The sequence below is a fragment of the Pseudomonas sp. 2822-15 genome, assembly GCF_002742515.1.
Classification (GTDB): domain Bacteria; phylum Pseudomonadota; class Gammaproteobacteria; order Pseudomonadales; family Pseudomonadaceae; genus Aquipseudomonas; species Aquipseudomonas salomonii.
The window spans coordinates 528,125-541,723 of record NZ_LJRY01000209.1; the positions used below are offsets into that span (position 1 = coordinate 528,125).

Below are 13,599 nucleotides of genomic sequence, written 5' to 3' on the forward strand. Positions count from 1 at the left end.
GTGAATGAGTTCTCCTGAAACCGGTTTCAGAGCATCACTACTTCCAATAAGAAAGGCCTGCCACCGTGACTACTTTTTCCGCCGCCCAGCGCAGCCGCGTGACCATGGTCGACGTTGCCGAACGCGCCGGCGTGTCCAAAGCCAGCGTGTCGCGCTTTATCGGTGACGACCGCGCCCTGCTCTCCGACGCGATTGCCTTGCGCATCGAGCGGGCGATCAGCGAACTCGGTTACCGCCCCAACCAGATGGCCCGCGGTTTGAAACGCGGCCGCACGCGCCTGATCGGCATGCTGGTGGCCGATATCCGCAACCCCTACTCCATTGCCGTGATGCACGGCGTCGAAACCGCCTGCCGCCAGCATGGCTACAGCCTGGTGGTGTGCAACACCGACCGCGATGACGAGCAAGAGCGCCAGCACCTGGCGGCATTGCGCTCGTACAACATCGAAGGGCTGATTGTGAACACCCTCGGCCACCACCTCGACCAGCTGCTGGAGTTGCAGCGGGAAATGCCCCTGGTGCTGGTGGACCGCAAGGTCGAGCCGCTGCACAGCGATATGGTTGGCCTGGATAACCCTGCGGCGGTCCGTGTTGCCGTGCAGCACCTCGCACAGCAGGGTTATCGCGACCTGCTGCTGGTGAGCGAAAAGGCCGATGGCACCAGTTCACGCGTGGAGCGCCAAGCGAGTTTCACGGCGGAAATTGCGGCCCGGCCGGCGTTGACCGGTGCAGTGCTCGAACTCGATGACAGCCTGGCAAACCACCTGCACAGCTTCCTGGCCAAGCCCGGCCCCAAGGCATTGTTCTGCGCCAATGGCGTGGCTGCGCTGGCCTGCACCCACGTGCTCAAAGCGCTGGGCTGCAACCTCTTTGATGACATCGGCCTGATTGCCCTGGATGACCTCGACTGGTACCCGCTGGTGGGCAACGGCATCACCGCCCTCGCCCAACCCACCGACGCGATTGGCGCCAGCGCCTTCGACTGCCTGCTTAAACGCTTGCGCGGCGATGACGCGCCACCGCGCACCCTGGATTTTTTGCCCGAACTGATCGTTCGCGGCTCCACCCAATCCCTTGTGGGCGCTGGCTTGCCTGCGATGGCGGTCTGTCAGGCGAAGCCGTAGCCGACTGGCACACCGCCATCGCAGGCAAGCCAGCTTTCACATTGTTTGCGAGTAAAAATGAAACCGGTTTCAGAGGTACACAACAATGCATAAATACCCCGTTTCCATCAGCCTATCCAGCTACGGTGCCGACCTGGTACGTACGCTTGGCCAATTGAGTTTTGTCGATCTGCTCAGTGCCGCCGGCGCCCAGCGCATCGAGTGGCGCGAAGAACTGTTGACCAGCGAACAACCCGCCGCCCTCGCCCAAGCCGCTGCCGAACACGGCCTGGAATCGGTGTTCTCTTCACCGCTGGAGCTGTGGGTGGCCGGGCGCGCCCAGCCCAACGCCGAGCTGAGTGCAACCCTGGACCGCGCCCAGGCCTTCGGCTCGCGCTGGCTTAAAGTGTCCCTCGGTTATTTCACCGACACCAACGACTTGCAAAGCCTGCAGGCCCTGCTCAACCGCCACCCGGTCAAGCTGCTGGTGGAGAACGACCAGACCCTGCACGGTGGGCGCATCGAGCCGATGCAGCGCTTCTTCAGTGAGGTGGAACGCCTGGGCCTGCCGGTGAAAATGACCTTCGACATCGGCAACTGGCAGTGGCAAGACCAATCTGCGCTCACTGCCGCACGCCTGCTGGGCCGGCATGTGGACTACCTGCACTGCAAGGCCGTGGCGCGGCGCCAGGACGGCAAGCTGGTGGCCTTGCCGCCCGGCGCCACTGACCGGCATCTGTGGGAACAACTGCTCAAACATATGACTCAAGGCATTACCCGGGCCGTGGAATTCCCGTTGCAAGGCGACGACCTGGTTGCCGTTACCGCGCAGCAGGTGACCGCCCTCGCCCTCCTTGGCCAGCCCCGTGCGGAGAATGCCCATGTCTGAGATCGATATCCTTTCGTTTGGTGAAACCATGGCGATGTTTGTCGCCGAACAGACCGGCGACCTGGCCCAGGTGGCGCAGTTTCACAAGCGCATTGCCGGGGCCGACAGCAATGTTGCCATCGGCCTGTCGCGCCTGGGTTTCAACGTGACGTGGCTGAGCCGTGTCGGCGACGATTCCCTGGGGCGTTTTGTGGTCGACACGCTGAAAAAAGAAGGCCTGGATTGCCGGCATGTGGCGATCGACCCGCTGCACCCGACCGGCTTTCAATTCAAGTCCCGCGAAGAAGCCGGCGCCGACCCGCAGGTGGAGTACTTCCGTAAAGGCTCGGCAGCCAGCCATTTGTCGATTGCCGCGATCAGCCCCGCCGTGCTGCAAGCGCGTCACCTGCACGCCACCGGCATCCCGCCCGCCTTGTCCGAGGCCACCGGCGAGTTGTCCGTGGAACTGATGACGCAGATGCGCAAGGCCGGGCGCAGCGTGTCGTTCGACCCGAACCTGCGCCCGTCGTTGTGGTCCAGCCAAGCGCAGATGGTGCGCGAAATCAACGCCCTCGCCGCCCTCGCTGATTGGGTCTTGCCGGGCCTGGGCGAAGGCCGCCTGCTCACCGGCTTTGACGACCCGGCCGACATCGCCGCGTTCTACCTCGACCAGGGCGCCGAAGCCGTGGCGATCAAGCTGGGCGCGGACGGCGCCTACTACCGCACCCACATGGACCAGGGTTTTATTGCCGCCGTCCCGGTGGAAACCGTCGTGGATACCGTGGGCGCCGGTGATGGTTTTGCCGTCGGCATGATCAGCGCCCTGCTCGAAAACCTGAGCTTCCCTGAGGCAGTACAGCGCGGCAACTGGATCGGCAGTCGCGCCGTGCAAAGCCGGGGTGATATGGAGGGTTTGCCCACCCGCTCTGAATTACCCAGCCGATCTGTTGCATGACCCACTCCCTGTTGCCACAACTACAACAAGCTCAGGAGCAACCCCATGGAAACTGTGAAACTCGCCACCCGCCGCTGGTGGTACATCATGCCTATCGTGTTCATCACCTACAGCCTGGCGTACCTGGATCGCGCCAACTACGGCTTCGCCGCGGCCTCCGGCATGGCCGAAGACCTGATGATCACCCCCGGCATGTCGTCATTACTGGGCGCGCTGTTTTTTCTCGGCTACTTTTTCTTCCAGGTGCCGGGCGCGATCTACGCGCAAAAACGCAGCGTTAAAAAGCTGATTTTCGTCAGCCTGATTCTGTGGGGCAGCCTGGCCACGCTGACCGGCGTAGTGTCCAACGCCTATATGCTGATCGCCATTCGCTTCATGCTCGGTGTGGTCGAGGCGGCGGTAATGCCGGCGATGCTGGTGTACCTGTGCCACTGGTTTACCCGTGCCGAACGCTCACGGGCCAACACCTTCCTGATCCTCGGCAACCCGGTGACCATGATGTGGATGTCGGTGGTGTCGGGCTACCTGGTGCAGCACTTCAGCTGGCGCTGGATGTTTATCATCGAAGGGCTGCCGGCGGTGATCTGGGCGTTTATCTGGTGGAAGCTGGCGGATGAAAAACCCGCCGACGCCCAGTGGCTGAGCGAGCGGCATAAACAAGACCTGCAAAGCGCCCTGGCCGCCGAACAGGTCGGGATCAAGGCGGTGAAGAACTACGCCGAAGCCTTTCGTTCGCCCAAGGTGATCATCCTGGCGCTGCAGTTTTTTTGCTGGAGCATCGGCGTGTATGGCTTTGTATTGTGGCTGCCGTCGATCCTCAAGGCCGGCTTGCAGATGGACATGGTCGAAGCCGGTTGGCTGTCGGCGCTGCCGTACCTCGCGGCGGTGATCGGCATGCTGGCGGTGTCGTGGGGCTCGGACAAGCTGCAAAAACGTAAACGTTTTGTGTGGCCGCCGCTGCTGATTGCCTCGATCGCGTTCTACGCGTCCTACGCGCTGGGTGCTGAGCACTTCTGGTGGTCCTACACCCTGCTGGTCATCGCCGGGGCGTGCATGTACGCGCCTTACGGTCCGTTTTTCGCCATCGTCCCGGAAATCCTCCCGGCCAACGTCGCCGGCGGCGCCATGGCGCTGATCAACAGCATGGGCGCGCTGGGCTCGTTCGGCGGGTCGTACCTGGTCGGTTACCTCAATAGCAGCACCGGCTCACCCGGCGCCTCCTACCTGCTGATGAGCGGCGCGCTGATGTTTGCCGTGGTGCTGACGATTTTCCTCAAGCCCGGCGCCACTGATCGCGTGCCGGTGCCAACCCTGGAGTTGAAGGTAAAAACCTCATGAAAAAGTCTGTGGTCCTGTACAAAAAACTCTCCGCGCCATTGATGGCTCGCCTGCACGAACAGGTCAATGTGACCCTGATCGACGCCCTCGACGAACCCGGCCTGGCCCGGCTGCGTGACGCCTTGCCCAACGCCCACGGCCTGCTGGGTGCGAGCCTGCGCCTGGATGCCAAGCTGCTCGACCTGGCCCCCAGGCTTGAAGCGGTGGCCAGTGTGTCGGTGGGCGTCGACAACTACGATATCGACTACCTGACCCAACGCGGCATCCTGCTCAGCAATACCCCGGACGTGCTGACCGAAACCACGGCGGATACCGGCTTTGCGTTGATCCTGGCCACTGCCCGCCGGGTGGTCGAACTGGCCGAAATGGTGCGCGCCGGCCAGTGGAACAAAAACATCGGCCCGGCGCATTTCGGCACCGATGTGCATGGCAAGACCCTGGGCATTATCGGCATGGGCCGCATCGGCGAAGCCTTGGCTCAGCGTGGGCATTTTGGTTTTGGCATGCCGGTGATCTACCACAGTCACTCGCCCAAGCCGCGGGTCGAGGAGCGCTTCGGGGCGCAGTTTCGCAGCTTGCCGGACTTGTTGCAGCAGGCTGACTTTGTGTGCCTGACCTTGCCGCTCACGGCTGAAACCGAAAAGCTGATCGGCGCGCGAGAGTTTGCGTTGATGGGGCCGGACACCATTTTTATCAACATTTCACGCGGCAAGGTGGTGGATGAAGCGGCGCTGGTTGAGGCGCTGCAACAACGCACAATTCGGGCGGCGGGGCTGGATGTGTTTGAGCGCGAGCCTTTGAATCATGACTCGCCGTTGTTGCGCTTGAACAACGTGGTGGCTACACCGCATATCGGTTCGGCGACCCACGAAACGCGTGAGGCGATGGCCGCCTGCGCGGTGGAAAATGTGCTGATGGCGCTGGCTGGGGAGCGGCCGAACAATCTGGTTAATCCGAGTGTGTATTCTGATATAGCGGTGGATTAGTCAGTGTCTTCGGTGACTGACACACTGCTGTGTACATATCCGTTACTTGGGTAATGGCGGCTTGGGGTTTGGCTGTGTTTCACATCAAGCCATGCAGAGCCATAACGGCCTGAACACGCTCCCACATTTTGACTGTATGTCAAGTCAAAGCATGTAGAGCCACAACGGCCTGAATGCGGTCAACCTGTGGGAGCTGGCTTGCCTGCGATGGCATCAACTGGGTGTACCTGACACACCGAGGTGTCTGCATCGCAGGCAAGCCAGCTCCCACACGCAAAGCACCCAACCCCTCACATCAACGCAACGCCCGCCGGAGCACTTTACCCACCGTGGTCTTGGGCAATTCGATACTGCGAAACTCCACATACTTGGGCACCTTGTACCCCGTGAGATATTCCCGGCAATGGGCCAGGATCTGCTCCTGGGTCAAGCTCGGGTCCTTGCGCACCACAATGATCTTGACCTTCTCCCCCGTCACCGAATCTTCCACCCCGATCGCCGCCACTTCCCCCACACCCGGATGCAAGGCCACCACGTCTTCAATCTCATTGGGATACACGTTAAACCCCGACACCAGGATCATGTCCTTCTTGCGGTCCACCAGACGAATATACCCACGCTCATCCATCACCCCGATGTCCCCGGTGGAGAGCCAGCCCTCCGCATCCAGCACTTCAGCCGTTTCCTTGGGCCGCTTCCAATACCCCTGCATCACCTGCGGGCCACGCACTTGCAGTTCACCCTGCTCGCCAATCTCCGCCAGCTCGCCATCCTCACGCATAAACCGCACCCAGGTCGACGGCAGCGGCACGCCGATGCTGCCGGTGAATTCCATCTCGCGCATGCGCGCAATATTGATCGGGCTGATGCTCACCACCGGCGAGCACTCGGTGAGTCCATAACCTTCAATGATCGGCAGCCCAGTCACCTCCTTCCAGCGCTTGGCCACCGCCGTGTGCGTGGCCATACCGCCGGCGATGACCATGCGCAAGTCAGAGAAATCCCGCGCACAGAACTCCTTGTTTTCAAGCAAGCCGTTAAACAAGGTGTTAACCCCGGCGATGCCATTGAAGCGCTCCTTGCGCAAAATCATCTGCACCCGTTTCACATCCCGTGGGTTGGCAATCAGGATGTTGCGCCCGCCCAGGCACATAAACATCAGGCAGTTCACCGTCAGCGAAAAGATGTGATAGAGCGGCAGCAAGGTCACGTTGGTTTCCTGCTTGTCCTGATCCAACTGATCACCGACCCAGGCCTTGGCTTGCAGCAGGTTGGCGATGATATTGCGGTGGCTGAGCATCACGCCCTTGGCATCGCCGGTGGTGCCGCCGGTGTATTGCAGAAACGCCAGTTCATCGAGGTGCATCTCCACCGGAAAATGGTTCAGCGCCCGCCCCTGTTTCAACACGTTGTTGAACCGCACTGCGCCAGGCAGATGAAATTTTGGCACCTGCTTTTGCACGCGACGCAGGATAAAGTTCATCGCCGCGCCCTTGAAGGTACCGAGCAGATCGCCAATGGCCGCCACCACCACGCGTTTGACACGGCTGCCCTGCGCGACTTTTTCAAAGGTATGGGCGAAGTTTTCAAAGATCACCAGGGTTTCGGCTTCGCTGTCCTTGAGCAAATGCTTGAGCTCATGGGAGGTGTACAACGGGTTGACGTTGACCACCACCGCGCCGGCCAGGATCGTGCCCAACAGGCAGATCGGATACTGCAAGCAGTTGGGCATCATCAGCGCCACACGGTCGCCCTTTTTCACGCCCTGGCCCTGTAACCACGCGGCGAACGCCTGGCCTTGCACCTGCCAGTCGGCGTAGGTCATTTCGGTGCCGATGCTGACGTAGGCGACCCGCTCGCGAAATTTTTCCAGGTGCTCCAGGAACACCTCGCGCAGCGACGGGTACGCCTCGATACCGGCCTCGATGTCCGCCGGCACGCCCGGCAAGTAGGCGTTCAACCAGACCCGTTCGGTGTGTTCCTGGCTTACAGCGTTCATGGCAGTCTCCTTATTGTTGTTTTTGATCAGGCTATTTTTCGACGATGGCGGTAATGCCCAGCCCGCCGGCTGCACAAATCGAAATCAGGCCGCGCCCACCCCCGTTCTCATGGATGGTTTTGGCCAGCGCCGCCAGTTGCCGGCCACCGGTGGCGGCGAACGGATGGCCACAGCCCAGGGAGCCGCCATTGACGTTCATCTTGCTGCGGTCGATGGCGCCCAGCGGTGCCTCCAAGCCTAGACGCTCGCGGCAATACTCGGGGTCTTCCCACGCCTTGAGCGTGCACAGCACCTGGGCGGCAAAGGCTTCGTGAATTTCAAAGAAATCGAAGTCGGCAAACCCCAGGCCCTCGCGTTTGAGCATGCGCGGCACGGCATACGCCGGGGCCATCAACAAGCCTTCGGTGCCGTCGATAAAGTTCACTGCGGCAGTCTCGCCGGTACGCAGGTAGGCCAACACCGGCAAGCCCTGTTCGGCCGCCCAGGCTTCGCTGGCCAGCAAGACCACCGAGGCGCCATCGGTCAGCGGCGTGGAGTTGCCCGCCGTCAGCGTGCCGTTCTGGCGATCATAGGCGGGCGAAAGGCCGGCGAGCTTCGCAAGGCTAGTGTCGGCACGCAGGTTGTTGTCGCGTGCCAGCCCGCGATAAGGGCTGATCAGGTCATCGAAAAAACCGCGTTGGTAGGCCGCATCCAGACGCTGGTGACTGGTGAGGGTCAGCTCATCCTGGGCCAGCCGTTTGATCTGCCAGCGCTTGGCCATTGCTTCGCAGTGCTCGCCCATGGACAAACCGGTGCGCGGCTCGCCATTGCGCGGCAGCAGCGGTTTGAAAAACATCGACGGGCGCACCTTCAGCAAGGTCTTGACCTTGGCGCCCATGCCCTTGGCGCGATTGGCCGCCAGTAAGGTGTGGCGCAGCGATTCGTTGATACCGATGGGCGCATCGGAAGTGGTGTCGGCACCGCCGGCGATGCCCACTTCGATCTGGCCAAGCGCAATTTTGTTGGCCACCAGCAAGGCCGCTTCCAGCCCGGTACCGCAGGCTTGTTGCACGTCGTAGGCCGGCGTGTCAGGTGACAATGTGGTGGACAGCAAGGCCTCACGCGCCAGGTTGAAGTCCCGCGAGTGCTTGATCACCGCGCCCGCAGCAAACTCGCCCAGGCGCTGGCCGTGCAGGTTATAGCGCTCGACCAGACCTTGCAGGGCCGCCACCAGCAGGTCCTGATTGCTGTCGTGGGCATACACGGTGTTGGAGCGGGCAAACGGGATACGGTTGCCGCCGATAATCGCCACGCGGCGGGTCGGGGCCGGGTTGAAACTGTAGTCACTCATTGATGGCTCTCGTTCCAGATAAATAGCCCGCGCATATGCGGTTTGTCACCGGCAACATTGCGCACTTCGAACTCACGGCGCGGGCCGGTCACCGGGCGGCTCCACAGCGCAACCTGGCCTGGCAGGAAGATCGGCAGCTTGAAGTCGCAATGCGCCTGGGCCTGATCCAGGCCGCCCGGCGGTTGCTGCGCCGCCAGTGCGCGGCCCAGGGTCCACATGCCATGGGCGATGGCGCGGCGAAAGCCGAAGATTTTGGCGCCGATCACCGAGGTGTGAATCGGGTTGAAATCCCCCGAGACCTTGGCAAACCGGCGCCCCAGGTCGGCGGGCAGCACCCAGCGCTGGGTGCGCAGCAGGCCGTCTTCCTGCAAGGGCAGCACGTCATCCCAGGGTTCTCCGACCGGGCTTTTGACGTCGCGGCGCAGGTACAGGCTGTCGCTTTCCCACACCAGCGTATCCGCCGCAAAGGCGCGGGTGGCGATGCTCAGCGCCTGGCCCTTGGGGTGCGCCACCCAGCATTCGCAATACACTTCCAGGCGCAGGGCCTGGCCTTCATGCAAACGCTGGTGCTGACGAATGCGATTGGCCAGGTGCACCATGCCACTGGCCGGGTACGGGAAGCTCGGCCGAGTCAGCAGCATCAGGTGCAAGGGGAACGCCAGCACGTGCGGATAAGACAGTGGCACGCCCTGCTCACGGCGAAACCCGCAGGCGCGGCTATAGTCGGCGATGCCAGCGGCACTCAGTTCCACCGCCGAGCGCACCAGGCGCGCGGTGGGCAGCGGCGGCGGCCCGTCGAGCTTGGGTTTGCGCAGTGCGCGCACGCCGTCCAGCAACAACTGAGTGCGCGACGGTGGCGGGTCGATGATCTGCGTCACATAGTCCATGGCTCAGGCTCCCAGCAGGCTTTGGCCGCACACGCGCACCACCTGGCCATTGACCCCGCCGGACGCCGGATGCGCCAGCCAGGCAATGGTCTCGGCCACATCGATCGGCTGCCCGCCCTGGGACAACGAGTTCATGCGCCGCCCGGCCTCACGGATCATCAGCGGGATTTTCGCGGTCATCTGGGTTTCGATAAACCCTGGCGCCACCGCATTCACCGTGACTTGCAGCGCAGCCGCCTGGGGTGCGAGGCCCTGCACCAGGCCAATCACGCCCGCCTTGGAAGTGGCGTAGTTGCTTTGCCCGAGGTTGCCGGCGATACCGGAAATCGACGACACGCACACAATCCGTCCGCCGGGTTTCAAGCCCTGGCCTTGCAACAGTGCGGTGCTGAGTTGCAACGGCGCTTCGAGGTTGACCGCCAGCACACTGCGCCAGGCGGCTTCGGTCATTTTGGCGATGGTTTTGTCGCGGGTGATCCCGGCGTTGTGCACCACCACGTCAAACGCGCCGTATTGGCTGACATGCGCCTGCAACAGTGCGGCCGCATCGGCTGCGGTGATGTCCAGCGGCAAGGCCGAGCCGTTGACACTGTCGGCGGCTTGAAGCAGCGCCGCCTGGGCCTGGGGCACGTCCACGCACACCACGTGGGCGCCGTCGCGGGCCAGCACCTGGGCAATTGCCAGCCCAATGCCACGCGAGGCGCCGGTGACCAGGGCACGGCGACCGACGAAGGGTTTGTCCCCGTTCACCGCCACCTGGGCGTCCACGGGTTTTTCCAGGCGCACCACCTGGCCCGACACATAGGCCGAGCGGCGTGACAAAAAGAACCGCAGGCTGCTGTCCAGCGCGTCTTCGGCGCCCGGCGCCACGTAGATCAATTGCACCGTGATCGCCCGACGCAATTCCTTGGCCAGCGAGCGCACCAGCCCTTCAAGGGCACGTTGGGCGATGGCCTGGGGCAGGTCCTGGCAATGTTCCGGCGCGGTGCCGAGCACCACCACGCGGCCGTGCTGGCCGAGGCGCTTGGCATTGGCGTGGAAGAACAGGTAGAGCTCGTCGAGTTGGTGCAGGTCGAGCACCGCCGTGGCGTCGAATACCGCGCCCTGCACCTTGACCGTAGACGGCGCCTTGAGGGTTGCCGGCGTGGCGACGACGGTGTCGGTGTCTTTGAAGAGCTGTTGCACCTGCGCACCCAGGCGCCCTGCCCCGGCGACAATCACCGGGTTGGCCAGGCCCTGCTGGCCGCTGCGGTGGCGTTGCAATGGCAAGGGTTGCGGCAGGCCAATGGCCTGGGCCAGGCGTCGGCCCCAGGGGGAATTGACGAAGGATAGGTAGTTGTCACTCATAAAACATTCTTTCCCTGTAAACCCGATCCAGTGTGGGAGCTGGCTTGCCTGCGATAGCGGTGTGCCAGGTAAACCGCTATCGCAGGCAAGCCAGCTCCCACACTGACCGTGTTAACTAACTGAGGCGTTTTCGCTTTGGCTGCTGCGGCGTTTGGTCGTCGGCTCCAAGGCTTGCTTGCGCTGTTGCAAAGCCTCCAGCAAGCCAAAATCCTGCGGGAAGTCGTCAACCTGAATACCGTGGTCGGCATATTCCACATAACGCCCGAGCAAGCTGTCTTCCTCATCACTGATCAAGTCCAGCGCCCGCGCCTTGACGCGCCAGGCGGTGAAGGCGGTGGCGGAAATCGGCATCGGTTCGATCAGGCCTTGCTTGATCGCAGGCTTGAGCCGCGCTTCGATCAGCTCCACCTGCGGTAACAACCGGAAGCCCAATTCGCCATAGGCCAGCTTGTCGATTTCCGGGCGCGGGATGTAGGAATTGGCCAGCAAGCGGTCGCGGGTTTCGCCGGGGGTTTGCACCACGTCGGCCACTTGGGCCAGCAGGCGGTCCGAAGGCTTGTGCTGGGGAATACCGAACGGGAAACTCAAGGCACGCACCACGGCTGCCGCCGGTTTCGACGGGTAGTTGTCGAGCACTTCGGCCAGGGCTTCATGGGCGCGCAGCAACGCGTCCTGGGCCGACCAGTGCACCAGCGGCAAGTCGGACTGAGGCCGACCGTCGTCCTCAAAACGCTTGAGCGCGCAGGACAAGATGTACAGCTGCGACAGAATATCGCCCAGGCGCCCGGTGATACTTTCCTTGCGCTTGAGCGCACCGCCGAGCACGCCCATGGACACATCCGAGATCAACGCCAGCACCACCGACAGCCGATTGGCCTGGCGGTAGTAGGACGCCAGCGCCGGGTCGGTCTTGGCCGGTGCGGCAATCAAGCGCCCGCCGGTCAGTGAGTGCACCGCAGCGCGCACGGTATTGGCCAGCACGAAACTCAGATGGCCAAACATCGCACTGTCAAAAGCTTCCAGGGCCTTGCGCCGATCCGGGTTGTGCGCCGCTTCCATTTCGCGGAACACATACGGGTGGCAACGGATCAGCCCCTGGCCAAAGATGATCAGGCAGCGGGTCATGATGTTCGCGCCCTCTACCGTGATCGCAATCGGGCTTTGCTGGTAGGCGCGGGCCAGGAAGTTGTTGGGGCCCATGCAGATGCCTTTGCCGGCCACGATGTCCATGCCGTCATTGACGATCATCCGCGCGCGCTCGGTGACGTGGTACTTGGCAATCGCCGAGATCACCGAAGGCTTTTCACCCGCATCCAAAGACGCCACCGAGACCTTGCGCACCGCATCACAGGCATACAGATGCCCGGCCATGCGCGCCAAGGGCGCCTGCACGCCTTCGAACTTGCCGATGGGCAGGCCGAACTGTTTGCGCATCGCCGCATAAGCCGTGGTGCCGCGTACCGCCACCTTGCCCAGGCCGACATTGGCCGACGGCAGCGAAATCGCGCGCCCGGCCGCCAGGCATTCCATCAGCATGCGCCAGCCATTGCCGACCTGTTCGCGGCCGCCGATCACCCATTCCAGCGGAATAAACACATCCTTGCCGGTGGTCGGCCCGTTCTGGAACACCGCGTTCAGCGGCCAATGCCGGCGACCGCTGTTCACGCCCGGATGGGAGGTGGGGATCAACGCACAGGTAATCCCCAGCGAGCCGGCCTTGCCGAGCAAACCGTCCGGGTCTTCGGCGCGAAAGGCCAGGCCCAGCACCGTGGCAATCGGGCCGAGGGTGATGTAGCGCTTGTCCCAGGTCACTTTAAAACCCAGCACTTCCTCGCCTTCGTGCACACCTTTGCAGACGATGCCCAGGTCTGGAATCGCCCCGGCATCCGAGCCGGCGTATGGGCTGGTCAGGGCAAAGCACGGGATGTCTTCGCCGCGTGCCAGGCGCGGCAAATAGTAATTGCGCTGGGCATCGGTGCCGTAATGCAGCAGCAGTTCAGCTGGGCCGAGGGAGTTGGGGACCATCACCGAAATCGCCGCCGCCGAGCAACGCGTCGACAGCTTCATCACCACCTGCGAATGCGCATAGTGAGAGAAGCCTTTGCCGCCGTACTGCTTGGGAATGATCATGCCCAGGAACCCGGCGTCCTTGGTGTACTGCCAGCCTTCGGGGGACATATCCTGCCAAACCTGGGTGGTTTCCCAGTCGTTGGCGATGTCGCAAAGGGTTTCCACTTCGTTGTCGAGGAACGCCTGTTCTTCAGCGCTGAGGCTGGCCGGCGCGGCTTGCAGCAGACGCTGCCAGTTGGGCTTGCCGCTGAACAGCTCGGCGTCCCACCACACGGTGCCGGACTCGATGGCGGCGCGCTCGGTGTCGGACATCGCCGGCATGATCGTACGAAACAGGCCCAGCGCCTTGCTGGTCAGCAGTGTGCGGCGCAGCGGCTTGATCGTCATCAGCACAGCGGGCAGTACCACCAGGATGGCTGCGACGCTGGCGCCAACGCCTGCGACCACATTGAACAGATAACCAAGCGCCAGCCAGACCAGGCCGACGCCCAGCCACAGAGCCGCGGCGGCTTGTCGATAGGCCAGGGCAATCGCGGCGGCGACACCCATCAATAACCAGATAACCATGGGGATACCTCTACTCAATTCAGGGTATGGCATGCGCGTCGCTCGTTCAGGATGAACGAGGGCGTAAAGCCACACTACAAACTTGAAAGGATAAATTCAAATTTTGTTTTGAAATTTTTATTTAATGCATACGCAAAAAAATAGGCTGA

The 13,599-nt window shown here is 62.5% G+C and carries 10 protein-coding genes; 5 read left to right on the forward strand and 5 right to left on the reverse strand.

What is annotated here, in order from left to right:
- Nucleotides 1-65: 65 nt before the first annotated feature.
- The 5 genes from AOA59_RS24435 (at nucleotide 66) to AOA59_RS24455 (ending at nucleotide 5,250) form a co-directional block, all read left to right on the forward strand.
- Nucleotides 66-1,124 (forward strand): LacI family DNA-binding transcriptional regulator, encoded by a 1,059-nt coding sequence (locus tag AOA59_RS24435; RefSeq protein WP_099489360.1) that lies wholly within the window; start codon nucleotides 66-68, stop codon nucleotides 1,122-1,124.
- Nucleotides 1,125-1,209: 85 nt separating this feature from the next.
- Nucleotides 1,210-1,992: a sugar phosphate isomerase/epimerase gene (locus tag AOA59_RS24440; protein WP_099489361.1), complete on the forward strand. Its 783-nt coding sequence runs from the start codon at nucleotides 1,210-1,212 to the stop codon at nucleotides 1,990-1,992.
- Nucleotides 1,985-2,926 carry a sugar kinase gene (locus AOA59_RS24445; RefSeq protein WP_099489362.1) on the forward strand — a complete coding sequence of 314 codons (942 nt, stop codon included), beginning with the start codon at nucleotides 1,985-1,987 and terminating at the stop codon, nucleotides 2,924-2,926. The genes AOA59_RS24440 and AOA59_RS24445 overlap by 8 nt, the downstream gene beginning before the upstream one ends.
- 45 nt (nucleotides 2,927-2,971) lie before the next feature.
- A complete protein-coding gene (locus AOA59_RS24450; protein WP_099489363.1) occupies nucleotides 2,972-4,264 on the forward strand; it encodes an MFS transporter in 1,293 nt (430 codons plus the stop codon).
- Complete coding sequence (locus AOA59_RS24455; RefSeq protein ID WP_099489364.1) at nucleotides 4,261-5,250, forward strand: D-glycerate dehydrogenase; 990 nt, start codon at nucleotides 4,261-4,263, stop codon at nucleotides 5,248-5,250. Before AOA59_RS24450 ends, AOA59_RS24455 begins: the two co-directional genes overlap by 4 nt.
- Nucleotides 5,251-5,545: 295 nt before the next feature.
- On the opposite strand, the gene AOA59_RS24460 is transcribed toward AOA59_RS24455, so the two are convergent.
- From AOA59_RS24460 to AOA59_RS24480, 5 genes are all read right to left on the reverse strand, one after another.
- Nucleotides 5,546-7,249, reverse strand: a complete 1,704-nt coding sequence (locus tag AOA59_RS24460; RefSeq protein WP_099489365.1) for an AMP-binding protein — start codon at nucleotides 7,247-7,249, stop codon at nucleotides 5,546-5,548.
- Between the two features lie 31 nt (nucleotides 7,250-7,280).
- Nucleotides 7,281-8,579, reverse strand: coding sequence for an acetyl-CoA C-acetyltransferase (locus tag AOA59_RS24465; protein ID WP_099489366.1), 1,299 nt, complete (start codon nucleotides 8,577-8,579; stop codon nucleotides 7,281-7,283).
- A complete protein-coding gene (locus AOA59_RS24470; RefSeq protein ID WP_099489367.1) occupies nucleotides 8,576-9,466 on the reverse strand; it encodes a MaoC/PaaZ C-terminal domain-containing protein in 891 nt (296 codons plus the stop codon). Before AOA59_RS24470 ends, AOA59_RS24465 begins: the two co-directional genes overlap by 4 nt.
- A gap of 3 nt (nucleotides 9,467-9,469) precedes the next feature.
- Nucleotides 9,470-10,813, reverse strand: coding sequence for a 3-oxoacyl-ACP reductase (locus AOA59_RS24475; protein WP_099489368.1), 1,344 nt, complete (start codon nucleotides 10,811-10,813; stop codon nucleotides 9,470-9,472).
- A gap of 111 nt (nucleotides 10,814-10,924) precedes the next feature.
- The gene (locus AOA59_RS24480; RefSeq protein ID WP_099489369.1) at nucleotides 10,925-13,450 is read right to left on the reverse strand and encodes an acyl-CoA dehydrogenase; all 2,526 of its coding nucleotides are present in this window, start codon (nucleotides 13,448-13,450) and stop codon (nucleotides 10,925-10,927) included.
- Between the last annotated feature and the right edge of the window lie 149 nt (nucleotides 13,451-13,599).